Consider the following 22,540-nt stretch of genomic DNA (forward strand, 5'->3'; position numbering starts at 1 on the left):
GTCCGCATCCGATTCCGGCCGTCGGATGTGTCGGCGGAAATGGGACATCCCTACCGAGGAGACAAGTTGATGCGACGGTTATCCCTGTCGTTGTTCGCCCTGTTCGCGGTCGTGGTCGGTGGGTTGCCGCCGGTCGCGGTCGCTGCGCCCCGAGTGGCGGAGCCTGCGAACCCGCTCGGACTCGCCTACGACAACGCCTCCGGTGTGGCGCCCTACGGGAAGCCGACCGGCATGGTGGTCACCGGGCGGTGCAACCGATACGACCCGGCATTCGCCGCGGCTCGGGCGGGTGGCGCCGAGGTGTTGGCCTACCTGGCGCCGACCGAGCGGCCGGATGCCCCGGTTTGCGCTGCTGACACCGCCTTCTACGGCGGCGACCTGTCGAAGACGGCGCTGTGGCCCTATCCCTCCTACGGGCAACGGGTGAACTGGCCGAAGACGCACATGACCGACATCCGGGCCGGGTTGGCGTGGAGCAACCACGTCGTGGCCTACATCGAGAACCTGATGCGCGAGGACAAGGTCGACGGCGTCTACCTCGACGTCGTGGGCGCGCGGACGTGGTCGAAGCTCGCCGACTGGGATTCCTGGTCCAAGTCCGAGCAGCAGCTCTGGACGGCGGGGAACGTCGACCTGGTCCGCAGGCTCGACGCGAGCCGCCGGGCGATCAACCCGCGGTTCATCATCGTCAACAACAACATCTGGGACTACGCCGCGGGTACGGCCGCCGAGCGCTACGTCGACGGCATCAGCCTCGAGCACCACAAGCCGACCAGCGAGTACCACAGGGCACTCGCGGCCAGGCCGTACGGGAACGCCGGGCACCGGCGGGTCATCGCGATCGCCATGAACGCCGCCGAGGCCCGGCAGTGGGCGGCCGTCCCGGGGGTCACCCACGTGTCCTCCCAGGCGACCTACGGGACGCCGCCCGCGCCGCCGGTGCCGTTCCACCGGCTCACCGATCGGAACCGATAGGTCGCGGGCGCCGGTCGGGCGTGATTGTTTGTCGGCGACAGAATTCCTTCTCCGACGAACAATCAGTTCGGTAGCGCGTTGTCCCGGCGCAGGTCCTCGACCGCGGTCAAGGTGGTGGCCAGCCGGTCCCGTAGCTCCGGTGTCAACGGGATCCGGTCGATTTCGGCGACCACCGTGGCCGCTTTCGCCGGGTCGCCCAGGGAGATGGCCACTTCGGCGCGGTAGGCGAGGGCCTCGACCCGGTCGGTCACGGGGGCGTCCGGGTCGCGGGCCAGGGCGCCGTCGAGGATCTTGGCGGCTTGGGGTAGGTCGCCGCGGCTGTCGGCTTGGACGACGGCGTTCTCCAGTGCCTGTGCGAGTTTGCCTTGGGCGGCGGTGGTCGCGGTGGTGGGCCCGGTCGGGAAGATCCGGATCCAGTTGCCGCCCGGGTCGATCACGGTGAAGCCCGCGCCGCCACCACCGTTCTCGCGGGGTCGGGGTCGGGTCATGCGCGGGATGCCCGCCAGCGGCACCTTTCCGTAGGTGGCGCGCAGACCCGCGGCGAAGCGCTCGTGCAGCGCGGCGGTGTCGGGGACGGCGACGATGCAGCTGCCGTAGGAGTCGGCCGGGTGGAAACCGGGGATGGCCGCGAACTGTATGTCGATGTCGTCGAGGCGCACCCCGAGGCACGGGTTCGGCCGCAGTTGGCGGTAGGTCAGCTCGAAGCCGAGCGCGGTGTAGAACGCCTGCACGTCATCGATCGACGCGCACGGCAGGATGGGGACGACGGGCACTTCGGCTCTCCCAGTGGTTGTCCGAGAATCCGCCGGTGAGCGGCGGACCGGGTTCGGACACTAGGTGCGCCCCGCGCGAAACGACACGGCGGAATTAGCGAACGCGAACGGTTTGCCCGGTGTCGGGCACCAGTTCACCGATGACCACGGCGCCGGGGATCTCGCCCGCGATGAGCAGGCCGCCGGAGGTCTGCGCGTCGGCCAGGAGCAGTGCCTCGTCGGGGCTGATCGCGTCGAGGTCGACCGACGTCCTTACCCAGTCGAGGTTCCGCCTCGCGCCGCCGCTGATGAAGCCGTCCCGCAGCGCCGCCCGCGCACCGTCCACATAGGGCACCGCGGCCGCGTCGACCACGGCGGTCACGCCGCTGGCGCGGGCCAGCTTGTGCAGGTGGCCCAACAGCCCGAAACCGGTGACGTCGGTCGCGCACGTGACCCCGGCGGCGACGGCGGCCCGCGCGGCGTCGCGGTTCAGCGTCGTCATCACCGCGACGGCCTCCGGGAACACCTCGCCCGTCGCCTTGTGCCGGTTGTTCAGCACGCCCAGCCCCAACGGTTTCGTCAGCGACAGCGGCACCCCGGCGGTGCCCCCGCTGTTGCGCATGATCCGCGCGGGATCGATCGTGCCGGTGACCGCGAGCCCGTACTTGGGTTCCGGGTCGTCCACGCTGTGCCCGCCCGCCAGGTGGCAGCCCGCCTCGGCGGTGACGTCGAGACCGCCGCGCAACACTTCCTCGACCAGTTCCAACGGCAGCACGTCACGCGGCCAGCCGAGCAGGTTCAGCGCCACCACGGGTGTGCCGCCCATGGCGTAGACGTCCGAGAGCGCGTTGGCGGCGGCGATGCGGCCCCAGTCGTACGGGTCGTCGACGACCGGGGTGAAGAAGTCCGTTGTGGCCACCAGGGCGAGGTCCGGCGCGATGCGCACCACCGCCGCGTCGTCGCCGGTGTCGAGTCCGACGAGCAGGTCGGCGTCGCGCGGGGTCCGGGCGAGGCCGGACACGACCCGCTCCAACTCGCCGGGCGGGAGTTTGCAGGCGCAGCCGCCGCCGTGGGCGTACTGGGTCAGCCGCTGGGTCACCGGCGCAGTGTGCCATGATCACCGCGTGTTCCGGGGAGGCGTACCCGGCCTGGTGGCCGGCGCGGTCTTCAACACCGTTGAGCGGCGGGTCCCGCCGCTGGCGGGTTCGATTCCCGTCCGCCTCCGCCACGAGAGGCGTGCCGCGTGACCGACCCCAGGCGCACCATCCCCCGCACGGACACCGTCCTCGCCGACCCGCGTCTGGTCGACCCGCTGCGCAGGCTCGGCCGCGCCACGGTGAAGGCCGCGGTCGCCGCCGCGCAGCAGCGGATCCGCGAGGCGGCCGACCCGGCCTGGTGGAGCGACCCCGACCTCGTGGTGCAGCTGGCCTTGGCGCACCTGCCGCGCGGACCGGTCGAGGTGCTCAACGCGACCGGTGTCGTGGTCCACACCAACCTGGGTCGGGCTCCGCTGTCGAGCGCCGCGATCCTCGCCGTGGGCCAGGCGGCCGGGTACACCGACGTCGAGTTCGACCTCGCGAGCGGCAAACGGCACCCCCGCGGGGAATCGGCGCTGCACGCGCTGCGCCGGGCCGTGCCGGACGCGGGCGACGTCCACGTGGTCAACAACAACGCCGCCGCGCTGCTGCTGTGCGCGCTGGTGCTGGCCCAGGGCCGGGAGATCGTCATCAGCCGGGGCGAGCTCGTCGAGATCGGCGACGGGTTCCGCATCCCCGACCTGCTGGAGTCCACGGGCGCGCGGCTGCGCGAGGTCGGCACGACCAATCGGACCACCGCGCGGGACTTCGCCGACGCGGTGGGCGACCGGACCGGGTTCATCCTGCGCGTGCACCCCTCCAACTACCGCGTCACCGGCTTCACCTCCGCCCCCGACCTCGCGGAGCTGACCGACCTGGGCGTGCCGCTGGTGGTCGACATCGGCTCGGGCCTGCTCACCCCGCACCCGCTGCTCCCCGACGAACCGGACGCCGCCTCCGCGCTGCGGGCGGGCGCCGCGCTGGTCACCGCCAGCGCCGACAAGCTCCTCGGCGGGCCGCAGGCCGGGCTGCTGCTCGGGGACGCCGGTCTGGTCACCCGGCTGCGCAGGCACCCGTCGGCGCGGGCGCTGCGGGTGGACAAGCTGACCCTGGCCGCGCTGGAGGCGACCCTGCTGGACCCGCGCACACCCGTCGCGGAGGCCGTGGCGGCTCGCGAACCGGACCTGCGGGCCAGAGCCGAAGAGATGTCACGACAGCTGGTGGCGCGCGGGGTCGACGCGCGGGCCGTGCCGTCGGTGTCGGTCATCGGCGGCGGGGGAGCGCCCGGGGTGGAGTTCCCCAGCGCGGCGGTGAGCCTGCCGCACCGCTACGCCGAGGCGCTGCGCCTGGACCGGACACCGGTCGTCGGGCGGGTCGAGGGCGGGCGGTGCCTGCTCGACCTGCGCGCGGTGCCCGCGCACCCGGGCGACGAGGCGCTGGTGGAGGCCGTGCTCCGGTGCACGTGATCGCCACCGCGGGCCACGTCGACCACGGCAAGTCCACGCTGGTGCGGCGGCTGACCGGCGTGGAACCCGACCGCTGGGCCGAGGAGCGCCGCCGGGGCCTGACCATCGACCTGGGCTTCGCGTGGACCACGCTGCCGCGCGCGGGGGAGGTCGCGTTCGTCGACGTGCCGGGCCACGAGCGGTTCGTGTCGAACACGCTGGCGGGCGTGGGCCCCGCGCCCGCGGTGCTGTTCGTCGTCGCGGCCGACGCGCCGTGGATGCCGCAGGCGGAGGAGCACCTGCTGGCGCTGGACGCCCTCGGCGTGCGGCACGGGCTGCTCGTGGTTACGAGGGCCGACCTCGCCGACCCGGACGCGATCCGCCGCACGGCGCTGGACCGGATCGCGCGGACCTCGCTCGGCGCCGTGCCGTCGGTGGTGACGGGCGCGGGCAGCGGCCTGGACGAGGTGCGGGCCGCGGTGGACGCGCTCGCGGCGGGACTCCCGGTGCCCGCTGTGGACGGGGATATCCGGTTGTGGGTGGACCGGTCGTTCACCGTGGCGGGCGCGGGAACCGTGGTGACCGGCACCCTCCAGGCGGGGACGCTGCGGGTGGGCGACGAACTCGTGCTGCGCGACGACACCGTCCGGATCAAGGGCCTGCGCGCCCTCGGCGCACCTCGGGACGAGGTGGCGGCCGCGGCGCGGGTGGCGGTCAACCTGCGTGGTCTGGACCTCGCGGCCGTGCGCCGCGGCGACGCGCTGCACACCCGCGACGCCTGGTGGCCGACCCGGGTGGTCGACCTGGACGTGGCCGGACTGCCCCGCCAGGTCGTCGCGCACCTCGGCACGGCCGCCGTCCCGGCCCGCGTCCATCCACTCCGGACCGGTGTGAGCAGGCTCGTACTGGCCCGCCCGCTGCCGCTGCGCCTGGGTGACCGGGTGCTGGTCCGCGACCCGGGGAACCGTCGGATCGTCGGCGCGACCGCGGTCGACCTCGATCGCCTCGCCCGCCTGCCCTTCCACCGCACGGCCCAGCTGAAGGCGTTGGGCCGCGCGGGTGATCCGGTGGCGGCCGATTGGCACACCGACCCCGACACCTGGCGTGCGCTCGTCGACCGGGTCGGTGTCGAACTGGCCGGGTGGCGCGCGGACCACCCGCTGGACCCGCGTCCACCGCTGGAGACGTTGCGCCGCGCGCTGCGGCTGCCGGATGTCCGGCTCGTCGCGCCGCTGCTCGCCGCCGCCGGGAGACCCGAGGTCGAATTGCCCGAATCGGTGCGGAAAGCGCTCGATCTCGCAGCCGTCACACCGTTCCAACCGGTCACCGGGCTCGGTCGGGACGAGGTCGCGGCGGCCGTCCGGGCGGGCCGGTTGCTGCGATTGGCCGATGGCGTCGTGCTGTCGAGCGCGGCGGCGGGAGCGGCCGCCGTGGAGTTGGCGGGCTTGGCGCAGCCCTTCACCACGAGCCAGGCCCGACAGGCGCTCGGCACCAATCGACGGATCGCGTTGGCGCTGTTGGACTTCCTCGATGCCGCGGGCGTGACGACCCGGCTGTCGGACAACACCCGGCGGCTCCGCGCGCGGACGTGAATGTGAACCGCAGTCGGGTCCGTCGGCGGAAAACCGTTGTGTGAAGCGGAATCCCGGCCGAACCGGTTGATCACGGCTGGTCGTTGCTCTAGCGTCACTTCGCGTGAGCACGCCGTTGCGCCTGGACCTCGTCGCCCCCAGTGGTTCGCGCCTGTCCCTGGTGATGCCGGACGTGGGACCCGTGTCGAGCGTGGCCGCGTCCGTCCGGTTCGCGGGCGGTTCCTACGGCACGGGCTTCCAGATAGGGTCGCGCGGCTACCACGAGTTCGCCGCCACCCACGTCGCGCCCGCCACCACGACCGACCGGTTCCTGGTGCACGGCCGGGAGGTCGTGGTCGCCGAAGCGCGCGACGGGCAGTCGTCGATGGCCACGCTGCTCGGCGACTACCACGAGCTGATGACCGTCTTCGCCGGGCCCGCGCCGCGCCGCGACCGGGTGTTCTCCCTGTTCAACTCGTTGCGCGTCACCGACGACCCCGCGGGCATGCGGGTCGCGGCGCGGTCGATGACCCTGCTCGACGCCATGAGCGAGTCCGTGGTCGTGGCCGTCAAGGACTTCGGTTCGGTGGCCGTGCCCGGCCCGCGCCAGACCCGCGACCACGTCCCGAACCACGCGGGCGCGCCGACGCGCCACGGCGAGGTCTGGAAGGTGCAGCTGCCCGTTGGCCGATCCGGCAAGCCGGGCCAGGGGTTCCTGCTGGGGTGCGCGGCCGGTGTCGCCGAGGTCCAGTTCGCCGACTCGACCGCCCGCGCCGAGCGGGAGCGGCTCGACTGGCTCGACGGCATCGATGTGGCCTGGCGGAAGGCATGAGCCCGATCACCGCCTTCCACGTGATCACGTGGGCGGCCATCGTCCTGCTGTTCCTCGGGCTCGGCGCGGTGCTGCGCGAGGTGCGCCTGCTGCGCGCCGCCGTCGCCCGCGATCCCGCCGGCTACACCGCGACCCGCCCGGACCTGGTGCTGGGGCCCAGGTTCGCGGGTCGGGTCGTGCTGGCCGCGGACTCGGGGTGCCCGCTGTGCGTCGCGGTCGCCCGCGAACTGCGCGACGGCGTGCTGCTGACCCACGAGTCGCCCGAGGCCTGGGACACGGCTTTGCAGGTCGTCCGCGACCGGGAGGCCTGGCGCGGTGTCGCGCACCTGTCGCCCCCGGTGCTGATGCTGGTCGACGGCACCGGCCGGGTGAGCCGGATGGCGCTGCCCGTCCGGGAGACCCAGGTTGCCGAAATCCTTGCGGAATGGGGGGTACGCGATGGCGTTGACGCTCGATCGGATTCCTGACCACGAGTCCGGGACCGGCCGGACCGGGGTGCTCAAGGACTTCAAGGGGCCGCGCAGGCGCCGGACCGTCCTCCGCGCGATCGCGCTGGGCGCGGCCACCATCGGCTCGGCCACCCTCGCGCTGCCCCGCCGCGCGCGGGCCGAGACCGGGCCGAACGCGTTGCAGGGCTGGGACCGCACGGACTGCCGCGACGGCTACCCCAGCGGCTACGACCAAGACCCCGACACCGGCGGCGAGTTCGTCAACGCCTACGCCGCGTGCGTCGGCGGTGCGTGGCGCAGCAGCGACTTCTGCGAGGCCGGGTGGCACAAGTACGGCACCGAACTCGTCGGTGACGTGCAGGTCGACCACATGCCGGTGTCGACGACCTGCGGCACCACGTCGATGAAGAACGCCTGGCGCTGGACCACCCCGGACGGCAAGGTCTACCGCTGCTCCGACGGGTTCAGCACCTACTGGGGCGCCGACCAGTCCGGCTTCACCTACCTCACGATCTGCCGGTCCCGCGTCTGATGCCCTGGCACCCGCTGGCGCTCGCGAGCGCGTTGCTCGCCGCCACCCTGGGTGGCGCGTCGTCGGCGGTGCTGGGCGTCGGGTTCCTGTCGTGGCTGTTCCTCGGCGCCACCGCCGGGTTCGCCACGTCCGGCTCCACTTGAAGCCGCAACTCGGCCTTCGTGCTGGCCTCGCCGGTCTGGCGAGGTGTTCCCGCGCTGGCGTTCCGCGCCGGTCTGCTCGTCGGCGGCGCGTTGAGCGCCGTGGTTCTGCTGGTGGTCGGGTCGCTGCTGCGCGCGCCGGTCCCGCAGCCGGTCAGGTGGGTGCTGATCGGGGTCGCGCTGCTCGCGGTGGTGCTGCGGGACGTGCGCGTGCTGCGGTTCACGCTGCCCGAGAACCGGCGGCTGGTACCGGAGAGCGTGTTCCGGCTCGGCCGCCTGCTCGGTCCGCTCCAGTTCGGGATCGAGATGGGCACCGGCGCGCGGACCTACCTGCCCAGCGGCCTGCCGTACGTGGCCGGGCTGGCGGTTCTGCTGACCGCGCCGCTGTCGGGCGCGCTGTGGGTCGGTGTGGGCTTCGGGCTGGGCCGCGCGTTGATGACGACGGCGAACCTGAACTACCCGGGTGACTGGGACGAGCAGTGGACCCGCTACGCCAACCGGTTGGCCGCCCTGCTGGGGACCGGGTTCGTGGTGGCGTTGCTGGGAGCCGCCTGGGTGACAGCTCCCAGCTAGCCGTCCTACACCGTCTGGTACGCGCGGATCACCGTCTGGGTCACGGAGTTGCCGTCCGCGTCCTTCGCGGTGATGCGCAGCGACACGAACCCGGGGGTGTTCGGGTTGCGCAGGAGCGCCGCGCCGACGCCGTCTCCACTGTGGATGGTGAGCGCGGGTTGCCAGGTCTTGCCGTCGTCACCGGAGAACTCGGTGCGCAGACCCGTCAGCTTCGACACCGGGGAACCGGGCTGGTGCTGCGCGTCGAGCCGGAACCCGTACAGGCGGCCCGCCGGTGCGCGCCCCTGGTCGTCGACCTCCGCGCTGACCCGCACCACCAGCAGCGGTGCGGGCGTGGGCGTGGCGGCACCCGCCTCGTGGAAGGTCCACGTGTAGTCGGCTGCGGTACCGATCACCGACCACGGCACGGACCGCTTGGCGGTGGTGTGCAGGGTGTAGGTGCCGGGTGAGTCCGGGATCGGGAACGCGCCGAAGCCGGGCAGGTCGCTGGTGCCGAGCACGGTTCCGTCGCGGCTGAGTTCGGTGGTGCCGGTGACCGCGGCGGCCGGGATGGTGAACTGGTCCGGGTCGCCGCTGGAGAGCGGGGCGAGGGCGACCGAGAGCGCGCCGTCGCCGCGCACCACGCCGAACCCGAGGTCGGCGGCGCCGAACGCCGGGCCGAGCGGCGCCCGGTGCCAGTGCGAGGTGTAGCGGCCCGGGGTGTACACCCGGTAGGACACCGTGTTCTCGGCGTCGGAGACGTCCGGCGGGAACAGCACACCCACGTGCAGCCACCGGACCGACGGCGACGCGGTGAAGTACTCCACGCGCGTGCCGGGCAGCGCGACCGGGTGGGGGTCGTAGATGGCGGAGTTCGCGCTGGGCGCGTCGATGTTGGCGTAGTCGGCGCGTTGGCCCTGGGTCGCCGTCCCCTGGAGGTAGTAGCGGGCGTCGACGCGGGCGAGGTCGCGCTTGCGCACGGTGAACTTGCCGTCGGGGATGGCTCCGTTGACCAGGAACGCGAGGTTGTAGATGGCCTCGTCGGTCGTGACGGTCGTGCGGTACGTCGTGAGGTAGGTGTGGTCGGTGACCTTCTTCGTCGGCACGGTGTAGAGCCGTTGCCCGGCCCTGGAGTACCAGCTGAGGGCGCTGGTGCGGTCCGGGGTGCCGGAGACCAGCGTGAGTTCACCGGTGACGAAGGTCGGCTGGGCGCCGTCGACCGTGGTGGAGACGGGTTGGCCCTTGGTGGCGTCGAGGGAGACCGAGGTGTTGCGGTCGACCACGACACCGCTCTGCGACAGCAGGGTGACGTCGTTCTGGTCCGAGAGCTCCAGGGCGTTGACGTCGTAGCGGCCCTTGGGCAGGCGGGCGATGCCGACGCCGTTGGTGAGCCGGACCGGCAGCGCGGCCCCGGTGTCGACGTTCACCGCCTTGACCACAGTGGACGCGCTCGTGCCGGTCCGGCCGCGCAGCCGGACCTCCAAGGCGTAGTTCTCGGTGTCGAGCACCGCGGTCACGGCGGTCTGGACCACGACGCCGTCGGCGGTCGCGGTGATCCGGCCGCCGCGCCTGCCCGACAGGCCCGCCGTGTTGGCCTCCACCGTGACCTGCGCGGTGCCGTGCGCGGGCACGACGACCTGGCGCGCGGAGGTGGTGAAGACCGGCGAGTCCGAGGCGAGGTTCAGCGTCACCGGGCGGTCGCCGTCGTTGCGGTAGGTCAGGGGTTTGCCGAGGCGCGTGTTGTGCGGCCACGGCAGGAACCCGAACGCCAGCCCGTTGTCCAGCGCGGTCACGTCCTGGGCGACGGCGCGGGCCGCGTCGACCCGACCCGCGCCCTGCTCGAACACGTCCGCCGTGGGCTTCGCGGTGCCGACGATGGTGGCCTTGGCCAGGTCCGGCGCCAGGCCGGGGCGGCGCTGGGCGAGCAGGGCGGCCGTGCCGGAGACGTGCGGTGCGGCCATCGACGTGCCGGACAGCGCCGCGTAGTGGTCGTCGACCGGCGCCTTGTCGCCCGCCGGGGTGCCCGTGACGCGCGCGGAGACGATGTCGCTGCCGGGCGCGGCGACGTCCGGTTTCACCGCGTAGTCCCGGAGCCGGGGCTGGCGCGGCGAGAACGGGCTGGTGGTGTCCTGTTTGGTCACGCTGCCCACGGCCAGCGCCCGGTCCGCGGCGGCGGGGGAGGTCACGGACGCCAGCGGGTCCGGGAGGTCGAGCGCCCGGTCGTTGCCCGCGGCGACGACGAACAGGGTGCCGTAGCGCGCGGAGAGGTCGTTGAGGGCGCGCGACACCGGGTCGGTGCCGTCGCTGTACCCGCTGCCGAGGCTCATGTTGACGATCCGGGCCTTGGGCGCGATCCACTCCATACCGGCGATGACCGCCGACTCGGGGCAGCCCTGCTCGGCGCACACCTTGCCGCTGAACAGTTTCGCGTCCGGCGCGACACCCTTGTACTTGCCCTGGGACGCGGCGCCCGTGCCGGCGATGATGCCCGCCACGTGCGTGCCGTGGCCGAGCTGGTCCGCCAACCCGGTTCCGGTGAAGTCGGCCTGCTCGACGACCTTGCCCGCCAGGTCCGGGTGGGCGCCGTCGACACCGCTGTCGAGGATGCCGACGGTGACGCCCGCGCCGGTGAACCCGGCCCGCCACGCGGTCGGCGCGCCGATCTGCGGGACGCTCACGTCGAGGGTCGGGCGGGCGGTGCCGTCCAGCCACACGGACGCCCGGGACGCGGTGAACCAGCGCCAGAAGCCGGTTTCCGGCCGCAGCGCGGCACCGTCGACGCTGGGCAGCGCCCGGACCGCGGTGGCGGGAACCGGTGCGCGCTCGGTGTTGTCGGTGACGATCAGCGGGGGCGGGGAGTCGTGGGGCAACCGGCGTAGATCGAACAGCCGGGGGTCCAACCGGCCCGCGTCGATCAGCGGCTGCGCGTCGGCCGGGATGAGCAGGTCGCCGTCCCGCAGGAACCCCATGTGTTCCCGTCCCACGACGGGTTCGACCTCCACCGCCGTCCGCCCACCCGGGCCGGTCACCAGCCGCACGCGGTCACCGGTGACCAGCGTGACCACCCCGGCGACCGCCTTCGTCCCGTTGGTCGCCGGGGTTGCGGCGTTCGCCGTAGCCGCGCCCACCGGGCACACTCCCGCTATGGACACCACGGCCACCGCCGCCGTGATCCGCCTTCGCCAAGCCATGTGAGATCTCCCATCCCCCGTCGTCCGAGATGTTCAGCAGTACCAGCGGCCCGCGCCGCCCGTAACCCGGATGGCGGGGAGGCGCGAGACCGGCTTCGCCGTTCTGCCAACGAGAGCGGCCGGTGATCGTTACTGTTCCCGCTACGGCTGGGTGGAACAGGGGGAGCGGCGTCGTGTTGTGGGCCTGGGTTGTCGTCTTCGTCCTGTTCTGCGCGCCACCCGCGTGGCTGATCCGGAGGGACCGGGTGCGGGCGCGAGCGCGGGGCCGGGACGTGGTGGACGAGCTCCGGTTGGGCCTGTTCGAGACCGCGCTGCTCACCGGCGGACCGGCGCGCGCCGTGGACGCGGTGGTCGTCGACCTGGTGGAGCGGGGCGCGCTGGAAGTCAACGACACCAACCGGATCTCCGTGACGGCCATACCGGAGGGCGCGACCGCCGTGCAGCGGTCGATCCTGGCGGTGGCCATGGACACCGCCGCCCGGCTGCCCGCCGTGCGCGCCTTCGTCACCTCCGAACACGAAACCGTTTTCGAGCGCGGCTGCGACCTGCTGCGGGACAACGGACTCCTGCACACCCAGTCCGGCGGCAACGGGAAAGTCCTGTACGGCTACCCGACCGCGGCCTCCGCGGTGGGGACCGCGCTGGTCATGGGGGTCGTCCAGCTGACGGGTGAGGACTGGCTCATCGACGCCAAAGGTCTGTGGTTCGCCCTGGCTTGCACGCTGCTCTTCGTCACCACCTGGACCCTGTTGTTCATCCGCTACGGCGCCCTGTCGTCGGACCCCCGAGGCCCACTCGGTCGCGCCTGCTCGAAGGTGCTCGCCGACCGGGCAGCCGACAACCCGGACCTGGCCCCCTGGACCGCCGTCCACGGACTGCCCACGAGCCCCACGACGGACTTCCGCGCCCGCTTGCGCGGCCACGCCACACCCGGGGCGTGGAAGATGCGCAAACCCCCCTCCACCGTGACCGACGTCGACGAGGACGTCCGGAAGCTGGCCGAGCGGCTCGCCCTGCGCGACCGGGGATGACCGATCCGACGAGTGACAGGGGTGTCCGGTGGCCTGGGCCTGGTCGATCGCGTTCGTAGTGGTGTGCGGATACCCCGCCGCACTCTTGTTCCTCGATCGGCGGTACTCCGTGGGACGCCCGCCCGAGGCGGTGGCCCGGCTGAACCTGCGCGTCGCCGACAGGGGATTGCTGTGCGGCGGTCCGGGCCGGGCCGTGGAGGCGGTGGTGGCCGATCTGCTGGATCGCGACGTCCTCGTCCTCGACGACGGCCACCTGCGGCCGACCGGGACCCCGGGAGAGCGGACGGGGTTGGCGCGGATGATCACCGAGACCCTCGCGGTGACCCCGATGCCGCTGGCGGAGTTGCGCGACCACGTGGTGGGCGAGCGCGCGAAGCACCTCACCGGCAGGTTCCGGCAGTTGGGCGTAGACGGTCTCGTCCACGCCAAACGCGAGCGGTTGGCGCAGGTGGGCTGGGGCGGGCTCGCCTTCCTGCAACTCGGCGCGGTCATCGTCTTGAGCTCGACGGGCAGCAGATTGCGCGATGACGACGACGTGTCGATCTTCCAGCAGGGCGGCGCGGCCCTGCTGGCCGCGCTCGTGCTGCTCGTCGTGCCGTGGGCGCTCCTGGGTGTGCGCACCGCGCGCCGCCTGCGCGACCCGCGCACCGCCCTCGGCCACGCCTGCTCCCGGGAGGTGGCCCGGCGCGCGGGGGAGACGCTGGACCTGGGCTCCCGGGTCGCCGCGTACGGTCTCGCCCAGCCCGATGCCGCCAGCCGGGCGCTGCTCGGGGACGCCGTGCCCGCCGCGTGGCGCGTGCCCCGGCCCCGCGACCGTCCCGACCGCGACGGCCACGTCGGCGCCCTGACCCGGCAACTGCTGCTCCTGCGCTTCCGCCCGGGCGTCGACGACGCCCTGCGCGACGGCTGACCGCCTGCTCAAGATCCGCTCAAGGACCGCTCTGGGGCGGGCCGCCATCCTGTGAGGCGCACCGCTCACCGCGGTGTCGCAGGATTGTCCGGCTCGGCGTGCGACGAAGGGGCGCTGGGGAGCCGGCGTGGTCACCGCCCCGCGACGCCGGTCGCGGGGCGGCACGCGCGCGGGCCGGGCGGCCGTCGGGAGAAAGGGAGGCACGTGGAGCACACCGAACCGCAGCCGTGGGTGGCGCCGGAGATCACCGAGTACGAGACGCCCATGGAGATCACCGCGTACGTCGCGCGACAGGACTGATCACCCGCGTGCGGCGGCGGTCGGCGTACCGCCGCCGCACCGGTCGGAGCCGCCGGAGGGGCCGAGCCCGTGCCGCACACCCCGGACAGCCGCGCGCTGTCCCGCGAGGAGTTCCTGGAGAGGCTGCGGGCGCTGTCCGCGCGCTACTGGAGCTCGCACCCGTTCCACCAGCGCATGCACGCCGGTGACCTGTCCCGCGCCGAGCTGCGCGCCTGGGCGGCCAACCGCTGGTGCTACCAGGACGCGCTGCCCCGCAAGGACGCCGCGATCATCGCCAACTGCCCGGTGCCCGAGGTGCGCAGGCTGTGGCTGGAACGGGTCGTCTACCACGACGGCGCCGTCTCCGGGGAAGGCGGACGGGAGGACTGGCTGCGGCTGTGCGCCGCGCTCGGCCTGTCCCGCGCGGAGGTCGTGGACGAGCGGCACGTCGTGCCCGGCGTCCGGTTCGCCGTGGACGCCTACGTGACCTTCGCCAGGACGCGCCCGTGGGAGATCGGGGTGGCCTCGGGTCTGACGGAGATGTTCGCGGGCCACCTGATGCGCCGCCGGGTCACCGACGTGCTGGCGCACTACCCGTGGATCGACCGCGCGGCCCTGGCCTACTTCACCACCCGCGTCGAGGCCGTGCGCGACGAGGGCAAGGTGGCCGTCGACATCGTGCTCACCCACTGCCGCACCCGCGAGCAGCAGGACGAGGCCATCGCGGCGCTGTCGTTCAAGTGCGACGTGCTCTGGTCGATGCTCGACGCGATCTCGGCATGCCCGCGGTGACCGCGGTACCGAGGCTGCGCCGCGGGGTGCGGCTCGGCTACGACCCCGTCCGGCAGTCGCCCGTCGTGCTGTTCCCGGAAGGCGTGCTGCTGCTCAACACCACCGCCGAGGCCGTGCTGAAGCTCTGCGACGGGCTGTCGTCGCTCGACGAGATCGTCACCGGGCTGCGCGAGCAGTTCACCGGGGTGCGGGAGGACCAGGTCGGCGCGGTGCTGGAGTTCCTCGCCGACCGGCATGTCGTGTCGTGGGAGGACGTGTGAGCGCCGATCCGCCGCTGGGCCTGCTGGCCGAGCTGACCCACCGCTGCCCGCTGCACTGCCCGTACTGCTCCAACCCGGTCGAGTTGGTCCGCCGTGAGCGCGAGCTGACCACCGACCAGTGGCGGTCGGTGTTCACCCAGGCCCGCGCGCTGGGCGTCTTGCAGGTCCACCTGTCCGGCGGTGAACCGCTGGCCCGCCGCGACCTGCCGGAACTGGCCGCGCACGCCGCCGGATTGGGTTGCTACGTCAACCTGGTCACCAGCGGCCTCGGGCTCACCAAGGAGCGGATGACCGAGCTGGCCGCGCGCGGGATCGACCACGTGCAGCTGTCCGTGCAGGCCGCCGACCGGCAGCGCGCCGACGCCATCGCCGGGACCCGGGCCGCCGCGCACAAGCGCTCCGCCGCCGAGGCGGTGCGGGCCGTGGGGTTGCCGTTGACGGTCAACGTGGTGCTGCACCGGGGAAACCTCGACGAGGTCGGCGCGATCATCGAGCTGGCCGAGGAACTGGGGGCCGACCGGCTGGAGCTGGCCAACGCCCAGTACTACGGGTGGGCGCTGCGCAACCGGGACTCGCTGATGCCGACCCGCGGGCAACTCGACGCCGCCGACACCGTGGTGCGCGCGGCGAAGGCCCGGTTGGCGGGGCGCATGGAGGTCATCCACGTCATCGCCGACTACCACGACAGCTACCCGAAGCCGTGCATGCACGGCTGGGGCGCGCGGCAGTTGACGGTGGCGCCGGACGGGACCGTGCTGCCCTGCCCGTCCGCGCACGTCATCTCCACCCTGACCTTCGACAACGCGACCACCCGGCCGCTGGCGGAGATCTGGTACGAGTCCGAGTCGTTCACCGCCTACCGCGGCGAGGACTGGATGCGCGACCCGTGCCGGACCTGCGACCGCCGCGGCGTCGACTTCGGCGGCTGCCGCTGCCAGGCGTTCCTGCTGACCGGCGCTGCGGAGAACACCGACCCGGTGTGCCCGAAGTCGCCGCACCACGGCGTGGTGACCGGTATCCTGGCCGATTCCGCGTCGCGCCAGGTGCTGGTCGGCGTGGCGGAGCTGGGATTCCGGATGCGGTCGGAGGAACGGTGAGGGTCGTCGTGCTGGGCACGGCCGCCGGTGGCGGTCTGCCGCAGTGGAACTGCGCGTGCGAACTCTGCGCGCGCTGCCGGGCCGGGGACGCGGACGTGCCGCCCCGGACGCAGGACTGCGTGGCGATCAGCGCCACGGGCCGCGAGTGGTACCTGCTCAACGCCTCCCCGGACCTGCGGGCGCAGATCGTCGAGACGGCGGAACTGGCGCCGGGGCCGGGAAGGCGGGAGACACCGGTGCGGGGCGTGCTGCTCACCGACGCCGAACTCGACCACGCCCTGGGCCTCGCCCTGCTGCGCGAGGGCCCGGACATCGCGGTGTGGGCGCCGAAACCGGTCGCGGGCGCGCTGGCGGACGGGTTCCCGGTGCGCGACATCGTGTCCCGCTACCACTCGTGGGACTGGCGGGAGGCGACCGGCGAGTTCACCGTCGACGACGGGCGGCTGGAGTGCGCGGCGTTCCCGTTGTCCGGCAAGCGACCCCGCTACGCCGCCGACGCGGCCGACGCGCCGGACTGGGTCGTGGCCTACCGCGTGCGCGACGCCGCGACCGGCGGGACCCTGGTCTACGCGCCGTGCCTGGCCGACTGGCCGCCCGGGTTCGACGAGTTCGTCGACGGCGCCGACCTGCTGCTGGTCGACGGCACGTTCTTCACCTCCGGCGAGATGTCGCGCGCCACCGGGAAGGACGCGGGCCAGGGCCGCATGGGGCACCTGCCGATCACCGAGTCGCTGCACCGGTTGAGCGGCGTGGGGTTCCGCGCTTATACGCACCTCAACAACACCAACCCGGTTGCCGACGCCGCGTCCCCCGAACGCGCCGAGGTGGCCGCCCGGGGCGCGCACATCCTCGACGACGGCGCCCGTTTTGACCTCTGAACGCACCGATCGCCCGATGTCGTGGGCCGTTCGGGGGCGGCAGCCTACGCCATCGCGGTGGTGATTTTCAGAGCCGGACGACGGGTTGTTCACCGGTCGTCACGGCGGCTTCACTTGGCCGGGTCGGGAAGGATTGGCCCGGTGGTCCCCTCGCGGTCGCCCGGCGTCCTGCTGCTCGGTCCTCCCGCGTCGCGTCCCGACGACAGCAGGGGTGACCTGTGCGGATCAGCGTCCTTGGCCCACTCACCGTGGGCTCCGAACTGGGCTCTTCGACACCGAAGGCGGCCAAGCAGAAGCGCGTCCTCGCGCTGCTGGTGGTGCGCGCCAACACGGTCGTGTCGACCGGGCAGCTCATGGAGGAGCTGTGGGGGAGCGAGCCGCCGGACAGCGCGACCGCCACCCTCCAGACGTACGTGGCGAACCTGCGCAAGTTCCTCGCGATGGTGTTGGGGCGGCCGCACTCGGTGCGCGACATCCTGTCGACCAGCCCCGGCGGCTACCAGTTCCGCGCGCAGCCGGGCGAACTGGACGCGGAGGAGTTCACCCTGCGGGCCAACCAGGGCATCCGCGCCCTGGCCGCGGGCCAGGACCAGCACGCGGCCGAGACGCTCCGCGCCGCCCTCGGCCTCTGGCGCGGCCCGGCGCTGGCCGACGTGCCCCCGGGGCGCCTGCTGGAAACCCACGTCAACCGCCTCGAACAGGCCCGCCTGGCGGTGACCGAGCAGCGGGTCGAGGCCGACCTGCGCCTGGGCAGGCACCACGGACTCCTGGGTGAGCTGACGGAACTGACCACAACGCTGCCCCTGAACGAGAACCTGCACGCGAAGTTCATGCTCGCGCTGTACCGCTCGGGCCGCCGGTACGAGGCCCTGTCGGTGTTCCAGCGGTTGCGGGAGACCCTGTCCGACGAACTCGGCCTGGTGCCGACGGCGTCACTGGAACGCCTGCACCGGGCCATCCTCCTGTCGGACCCGGTCCTCGACCTCCCCGCGGACCCCCGCCCCCGCACGGCCCTCGACAACCTCATCGGTTCCCTGTCCCACAACGGCACCACGGACTGAGTCGGCGGAAAACCGCTTCCTGGAACCGAGGACCGGGGTGCGCCGTCAACCACCTGTGACCGACGACGACAGAGGTGGGGCCATGGCCGATGGCGCGCTGACCCAGGCGGACCTGACCGCACAACGGGCAACGGACCGTTTGGAGGTCGGCCAGCGGCTGCTCGCCACGGCCGCGGCGGTCACGCTGGTGCTGGTGACGGTGATCCACTGGTGCCGCACCCCCAACACCTACCGGGTTGCCCGCACCTACGACCTGTGGGAGTTGGCCGAACGGGTCGACGGGTCGGTTTACGTGACCGTGGGCCTGCAACTCGTCTTGGCCCTGGCGACGTTCGTGGTCACGGTCCGCCAGGACGTCGGGTCGGTCGCCGTCAGGGTGGTCCCGATCGTGGCGACCCTGGCGGTGGCGACGGTGTTCTTGCCGCGCCTCACCGTCCCCGACAAGTACGAGCACTGGCAGTGGGGCATGGCGACCTGGGTGGCCGTGGTGGCGGCGATCACCGCGTCGTGGTCGACCCTGCGCAGGCGGGACATCCTGCGCGGCCGGTTCCAGACCGCTTGGTGGTGATGGCCTCGCTCGGGTCGATCCGAGTACTTCACCCCCGACAAGGCAGGCGGTCGTCCGGCACCGCCGCGCACCGGCCCGTGAAAGCCACCTGAACCACCGAGCGCGGTGGTCGGCAGGTCGCCGTAGGCGTCCACAGTGGTCCTGGTCGACGTTGCTGGTGCCCCGGTGTGAACCGTGCCCGTCGCCGCGGCTCGGGTGGTCGCGACCTGAGCGGCGCGTCCTCGTCGAGCCCGCCACCTGCCGAGTCGCTCGGCTCGCACCCTCCGCTCTCGTCGTCACCCGTAGGGGCACAACTGGCGAACGAGCCGCCGTACCGGGTGCTGGCGCTCCCCGATCGGCGCAACGCCGGTCGCGCTGCGTCATCGGCGGACCGAGGCCCGGTCAAGGGGGAGGACACCCACCCGTGTGAGGCCCTGGAACACGGTTGGCGCAATCGTCTGCCCTGCGTGTCCGTCATCCACCGGGCCCGGCAACCACGCAGCGTCCACCTTGTTTAGTCCTCGACCGACTCCCGGTTGGTCCACAGCGGACCTTTCGGCCCACTGACCGCGTGCGGTCGCCGCGCGCTCAGGCGTTCATCCGGCGGACACCTGACCGGCCCCTTGACCGTTCCGCACTCTGGGATCGACAGTTGTCCAATCCGCCCGAGCATCGGCGGAACCCTTCTCCAGCAACGGTTCCGCCTCCTGTCAAGAGTCGGGGCGCTGCTGCGACAGGAACAGGAGGCACGGATGAAGAAGATCAAGGTGCGCAAGGCGGGCTCGGTCCGCCTGACGACCGCCGCGACCCTCTACTCGGGCGGCTGCGGCGGGACCGTCATCCCCTGATCACACCAGGGCGCCCCGGTTCGCCGGGGCGCCCCCCGACCACACCGCTGAGGCGCCCGTGACCGCACCCGCGCTCGACCCCGACCGACCGCTCGCCCTGCACCCGCTGACCTTCCACGCCGACGGCGACGAGGTGACCGTCGGGCGCGCCGACATCGGGCTGTTCGGGGTGTTTCCCCCGGACGGCGCCGAGTTGTTGCGCAAGCTGGCGGAGGGGCTGACGCCCAACGCGGCGGCGGCCTGGTACGCCGACGAGTACGGCGAGACCGTCGACATCGGCGAGTTCCTCGAGATCCTCGTCGAGTTCGAGATGCTCGTCGGCGACGGGGAGGTCGTCGCGGCGGCCGTGCCCGTGCGGTGGCGCGGGTTGGGCAGGGCGCTGTTCTCCCCGGTGGCGCTGGCGGTCTACGCGGTCGTCATCCTCGGCGGTCTCGCGGTGATGATCGCCGTGCCCGGGGCGGCGCCGCACGCGCGGAACATGTTCTTCACCGAGTCGCTCGTGGTGGTGCAGCTCGCGCTGTTCTTCGGGCAGGTGCCGATGCTGCTCGCGCACGAGTCGTTCCACGCGCTCGCCGGGCGCAGGCTCGGCATCAACTCGTCGCTGTCGGTGGGTCGCCGCTTCTACTTCTTGGTCTTCGAGACGAAGATGGACGGACTGGTCGCCGTGCCGCGCAAGCAGCGGTACCTGCCGATCCTCGCGGGCCTGTTGGCCGACGGCGTCGTGCTCGGCCTGTGCGCGCTGCTGGCCGCGGCCGTCGGCGTGGGGCACCCGATCGGCCGGGTCGCGCTGGCCTTCGCGTTCGTCACGCTGCTGAGGGTGGTGTGGCAGTTCTACTTCTTCTTGCGCACCGACCTGTACTACCTGGTCTGCACCGTCCTGGGCTGCAACGACCTGCAGACCGTCGCCGGGCAGCTGCTGCGGCTCAAGGTCGACCGGCTGCTGCGGCGCGCGGGCACCCCGGTCGACGAGTCGTCGTGGCACCCGCGCGACCGCGAGGTGGCGCGCTGGTACGTGTGGCTGCTGGTCGCGGGCTACGCGTTCCTCACGCTCAGCGCGCTGTTCGCCCTCGTGCCCGCCGTCGCCTACGCCGTGGGGATCATCGCGGGCAGGCTCGGCGGCGACGCGACCGTCCTCGGCGTGCTCGACGCCGTGGTGTTCCTCGTCCTGACGATCGGCCCGGTCATCGCCGCCGCGGTGCTGGCCCGCCGGTCGCGCCGCGCCTGACCCCTGGAGGCACCGATGCCCGCTCCCGGCCACCACTGGGTCCGGCTCACCCGCCGGGTCGAGCCCGCCGACCTGCCCGCCCTGCTCGCCGAGCACCTGCCGGCGTTGGCGCCCGCGCTGACCGCGCCCGTGGACGCGCACCGCCGCCTGCGCGGCCCCTACACGGCGACGGGGACCCTGCTGCGGACCGTCGTCCCCGACGCCGCCCCGGACCTGGTGCGCAGGCACGAGATCGAGCTGTTCTCGGCCGCGCCCGAGCTGCGCGAAACCGTCGCCGACGCCCGCGAGACGTTGACCTCGCTCGCGGTTCCCAAGGAGCGCACCAGGTTCTACTCGCGGGTCCGCACGCAGCGGATGGCGCACGGGATCGTCGAGTTCCTGCACGCGCACCTGGCGGGCACCGGGCCCCGGTCGTTGGTCGTGCTCGCCGCGGCGGCCGACCGGACGGACCTGGAGTTCCTGTCCGCGTTGGTGCGCCGCACGGACCCCGCGGTGCTGACCGTGGTCGTGTGCGACACGGGGGAGACCCCTGGCGAGCCGCTGGCCGCGGATCTGGCCGAGTACGCCACGTTCCACGAGGTGACCGCGCGGCCCGTGGAGTCCACTGTGGACGCTCGGCTGTTCGTCGCGGCCGACTGCGTCTCCGACGACCCCGGGGTATTGGCCGCCTACGAGCGGCTCTCACCCGCCGAACGAGCCGACCTGCACGACCGGCGCGCGGAGGAGCTGGAGGCGCGCGGGGAGTTCTCGCTGACCCTCGGTGCGATCGCGTACCACCGCGAGCACGGGTCGGACCCGTCCGAGACGGGGGCGGACGCGCTCGCGCACGCGTTGAACCGCTGCCTGGACATGGGCTACTACCACGCGACCATCGAGTTCGGACGGCGTGGCCGCGCGGTCGTCGACATCTCCGACATGGCTCGTTGGTGGGTCTTCACCACCAAGATGACCACGTCCTTCGCCGCGCTCGGCCGCCCGCGCGAGGCGGAGGCGCTCTACGCCGAGGTCCTCGCCGCTTCCCAGGACCCGGGCGTGCACCTGCAGGCCTGCTACGCGCTCGGCATGCTCTACACGCGCCACCACGAGGAAGCGGACCGCGACCACCTGCGCGCCAAGGGGTTGATGAACCAGGCCGTCGCCCTGGCCCGCCTCTGCTACAAAGGCGCCGACCGCGTGTTCCACACCGTCTTCCAGCGCAACGGCCTCGCCTTGGTCGAGGCGCACCTGGGCAACCCGCAGGAGGCGCTGAAGCTGGTGAGCGAGGGCATCGAGGAGATGGACGCGGAACTCGGCGCCGACGAGCACGCCCTGCACCGCTCGGTGCTGGTCCACAACCGCGCGCAGGTGCTCACCGGACTCGGACGCCTGGACGAGGCCTTGGCGTGCTACGACGAGGTCATCTCCCGCGACCCCAACTACCCCGACTACCACTTCGACCGCGGCAACCTCAACCAGCGCCTGGGACGCGAGGCCGAGGCGTTGGCCGACTACGAGACCGCGATCCGCCTCGGGCCGCCGTTCCCCGAGGCCCAGTACAACCGCGCCGAACTGCTGTTGCGCCGGGGTGACGACGAGGCGGCCCTGGCGGGTCTCACCTACACGCTCACCCTCGAACCCGACCTGGTCGACGCCTTGGTCAACCGCGCTGGTCTGTACCTCGACCTCGACGACCTCGACGCCGCCCGCGCGGACGCCGAGCAGGGGCTGCGCCACGACCCGGACAACGCGCACCTGCACGCCGTACTCGGCCAGGTCCACAGCGCCCTCGACGAGCACGCCGAGGCCAGAGCCGCCTTCGACCGCGCGCTGGCCACCGACCCCACCCTCGTGACGGCGCTGGCGGGCCGCGCCACCGCCGCCCACGCGTTGGGCGACCCGGACCAGGCCCTGTCCGACCTCGACACCGCCGTGGCCCTCACCCCCGACGACCCGGCGCTGCGCTTCAACCGAGCGTTCCTCCACGAGTCCGCCAACCGCCCCGCCCTGGCGGTCGCCGACCTCCTCGCGGCCCAGGAAGCCGACCCCGACGACGAGGACATCGCCGAAGCCCTGACCCGCTGCCAGGCGCTCGTCCCGGCGTAGCCGCCCGGTGTCGGG

Annotated in this window: 22 protein-coding genes and 1 tRNA gene; 20 read left to right on the forward strand and 3 right to left on the reverse strand. The window is 72.9% G+C overall.

The window, feature by feature from the left end; all coding sequences use genetic code 11:
- Window positions 1–69: 69 nt before the first annotated feature.
- The gene (locus tag V5P93_RS17690) at window positions 70–975 is read left to right on the forward strand and encodes a hypothetical protein (RefSeq protein ID WP_146108075.1); all 906 of its coding nucleotides are present in this window, start codon (window positions 70–72) and stop codon (window positions 973–975) included.
- A 62-nt stretch (window positions 976–1,037) separates the two neighbouring features.
- Here V5P93_RS17690 and V5P93_RS17695 read toward each other — a convergent pair whose 3' ends face one another.
- Both V5P93_RS17695 and selD read right to left on the reverse strand, forming a co-directional pair.
- On the reverse strand, window positions 1,038–1,748 hold the full coding sequence (locus V5P93_RS17695) for a hypothetical protein (protein ID WP_104479936.1): 711 nt from the start codon (window positions 1,746–1,748) through the stop codon (window positions 1,038–1,040).
- A 94-nt stretch (window positions 1,749–1,842) separates the two neighbouring features.
- Window positions 1,843–2,826: a selenide, water dikinase SelD gene (selD, locus tag V5P93_RS17700; protein WP_104479937.1), complete on the reverse strand. Its 984-nt coding sequence runs from the start codon at window positions 2,824–2,826 to the stop codon at window positions 1,843–1,845.
- A gap of 34 nt (window positions 2,827–2,860) precedes the next feature.
- Between selD and V5P93_RS17705 the strand changes: the two genes are divergently transcribed.
- The 8 genes from V5P93_RS17705 (at window position 2,861) to V5P93_RS17740 (ending at window position 8,345) form a co-directional block, all read left to right on the forward strand.
- Window positions 2,861–2,955 (forward strand) — tRNA-Sec (locus V5P93_RS17705).
- Window positions 2,956–2,970: 15 nt separating this feature from the next.
- Window positions 2,971–4,269 carry an L-seryl-tRNA(Sec) selenium transferase gene (selA, locus tag V5P93_RS17710; RefSeq protein WP_104479938.1) on the forward strand — a complete coding sequence of 433 codons (1,299 nt, stop codon included), beginning with the start codon at window positions 2,971–2,973 and terminating at the stop codon, window positions 4,267–4,269.
- On the forward strand, window positions 4,260–5,840 hold the full coding sequence (locus V5P93_RS17715; protein ID WP_104479939.1) for a selenocysteine-specific translation elongation factor: 1,581 nt from the start codon (window positions 4,260–4,262) through the stop codon (window positions 5,838–5,840). The genes selA and V5P93_RS17715 overlap by 10 nt, the downstream gene beginning before the upstream one ends.
- 103 nt (window positions 5,841–5,943) lie before the next feature.
- Complete coding sequence (locus V5P93_RS17720) at window positions 5,944–6,651, forward strand: hypothetical protein (RefSeq protein WP_245931342.1); 708 nt, start codon at window positions 5,944–5,946, stop codon at window positions 6,649–6,651.
- The gene (locus V5P93_RS17725) at window positions 6,648–7,118 is read left to right on the forward strand and encodes a hypothetical protein (RefSeq protein ID WP_104480011.1); all 471 of its coding nucleotides are present in this window, start codon (window positions 6,648–6,650) and stop codon (window positions 7,116–7,118) included. Before V5P93_RS17720 ends, V5P93_RS17725 begins: the two co-directional genes overlap by 4 nt.
- Window positions 7,090–7,632: a hypothetical protein gene (locus V5P93_RS17730; protein WP_104479940.1), complete on the forward strand. Its 543-nt coding sequence runs from the start codon at window positions 7,090–7,092 to the stop codon at window positions 7,630–7,632. The genes V5P93_RS17725 and V5P93_RS17730 overlap by 29 nt, the downstream gene beginning before the upstream one ends.
- The gene (locus V5P93_RS17735; protein ID WP_181043560.1) at window positions 7,632–7,775 is read left to right on the forward strand and encodes a hypothetical protein; all 144 of its coding nucleotides are present in this window, start codon (window positions 7,632–7,634) and stop codon (window positions 7,773–7,775) included. The genes V5P93_RS17730 and V5P93_RS17735 overlap by 1 nt, the downstream gene beginning before the upstream one ends.
- Window positions 7,776–7,793: 18 nt before the next feature.
- Entirely contained in the window at window positions 7,794–8,345 is a 552-nt protein-coding gene (locus V5P93_RS17740) for a hypothetical protein (RefSeq protein WP_104479941.1), read from the forward strand.
- A 5-nt stretch (window positions 8,346–8,350) separates the two neighbouring features.
- Here V5P93_RS17740 and V5P93_RS17745 read toward each other — a convergent pair whose 3' ends face one another.
- A complete protein-coding gene (locus V5P93_RS17745) occupies window positions 8,351–11,515 on the reverse strand; it encodes a S8 family serine peptidase (protein ID WP_104479942.1) in 3,165 nt (1,054 codons plus the stop codon).
- A gap of 173 nt (window positions 11,516–11,688) precedes the next feature.
- Between V5P93_RS17745 and V5P93_RS17750 the strand changes: the two genes are divergently transcribed.
- The 11 genes from V5P93_RS17750 (at window position 11,689) to V5P93_RS17800 (ending at window position 22,525) form a co-directional block, all read left to right on the forward strand.
- A complete protein-coding gene (locus V5P93_RS17750) occupies window positions 11,689–12,546 on the forward strand; it encodes a TIGR04222 domain-containing membrane protein (RefSeq protein WP_181043561.1) in 858 nt (285 codons plus the stop codon).
- A 28-nt stretch (window positions 12,547–12,574) separates the two neighbouring features.
- The gene (locus V5P93_RS17755; RefSeq protein WP_104479944.1) at window positions 12,575–13,456 is read left to right on the forward strand and encodes a hypothetical protein; all 882 of its coding nucleotides are present in this window, start codon (window positions 12,575–12,577) and stop codon (window positions 13,454–13,456) included.
- A gap of 204 nt (window positions 13,457–13,660) precedes the next feature.
- Window positions 13,661–13,756: a pyrroloquinoline quinone precursor peptide PqqA gene (gene pqqA, locus V5P93_RS17760; RefSeq protein WP_181043562.1), complete on the forward strand. Its 96-nt coding sequence runs from the start codon at window positions 13,661–13,663 to the stop codon at window positions 13,754–13,756.
- A 69-nt stretch (window positions 13,757–13,825) separates the two neighbouring features.
- Window positions 13,826–14,527: a pyrroloquinoline-quinone synthase PqqC gene (gene pqqC, locus V5P93_RS17765; protein ID WP_104479945.1), complete on the forward strand. Its 702-nt coding sequence runs from the start codon at window positions 13,826–13,828 to the stop codon at window positions 14,525–14,527.
- Window positions 14,515–14,787 carry a pyrroloquinoline quinone biosynthesis peptide chaperone PqqD gene (pqqD, locus tag V5P93_RS17770; protein ID WP_104479946.1) on the forward strand — a complete coding sequence of 91 codons (273 nt, stop codon included), beginning with the start codon at window positions 14,515–14,517 and terminating at the stop codon, window positions 14,785–14,787. Before pqqC ends, pqqD begins: the two co-directional genes overlap by 13 nt.
- Complete coding sequence (gene pqqE / locus V5P93_RS17775) at window positions 14,784–15,884, forward strand: pyrroloquinoline quinone biosynthesis protein PqqE (protein ID WP_104479947.1); 1,101 nt, start codon at window positions 14,784–14,786, stop codon at window positions 15,882–15,884. Before pqqD ends, pqqE begins: the two co-directional genes overlap by 4 nt.
- Window positions 15,881–16,762, forward strand: coding sequence for a pyrroloquinoline quinone biosynthesis protein PqqB (gene pqqB / locus V5P93_RS17780; protein ID WP_104479948.1), 882 nt, complete (start codon window positions 15,881–15,883; stop codon window positions 16,760–16,762). Before pqqE ends, pqqB begins: the two co-directional genes overlap by 4 nt.
- A 218-nt stretch (window positions 16,763–16,980) precedes the next feature.
- Window positions 16,981–17,823, forward strand: a complete 843-nt coding sequence (locus V5P93_RS17785) for an AfsR/SARP family transcriptional regulator (RefSeq protein ID WP_104479949.1) — start codon at window positions 16,981–16,983, stop codon at window positions 17,821–17,823.
- An 82-nt stretch (window positions 17,824–17,905) separates the two neighbouring features.
- The gene (locus tag V5P93_RS17790) at window positions 17,906–18,391 is read left to right on the forward strand and encodes a hypothetical protein (protein WP_146108077.1); all 486 of its coding nucleotides are present in this window, start codon (window positions 17,906–17,908) and stop codon (window positions 18,389–18,391) included.
- A gap of 885 nt (window positions 18,392–19,276) precedes the next feature.
- Window positions 19,277–20,443, forward strand: coding sequence for a hypothetical protein (locus tag V5P93_RS17795; RefSeq protein ID WP_104479951.1), 1,167 nt, complete (start codon window positions 19,277–19,279; stop codon window positions 20,441–20,443).
- Between the two features lie 15 nt (window positions 20,444–20,458).
- The gene (locus tag V5P93_RS17800; RefSeq protein ID WP_104479952.1) at window positions 20,459–22,525 is read left to right on the forward strand and encodes a tetratricopeptide repeat protein; all 2,067 of its coding nucleotides are present in this window, start codon (window positions 20,459–20,461) and stop codon (window positions 22,523–22,525) included.
- The last annotated feature ends 15 nt before the right edge of the window (window positions 22,526–22,540 follow it).

This window comes from Actinokineospora auranticolor (assembly GCF_041897805.1).
GTDB classification, from domain to species: domain Bacteria; phylum Actinomycetota; class Actinomycetes; order Mycobacteriales; family Pseudonocardiaceae; genus Actinokineospora; species Actinokineospora auranticolor.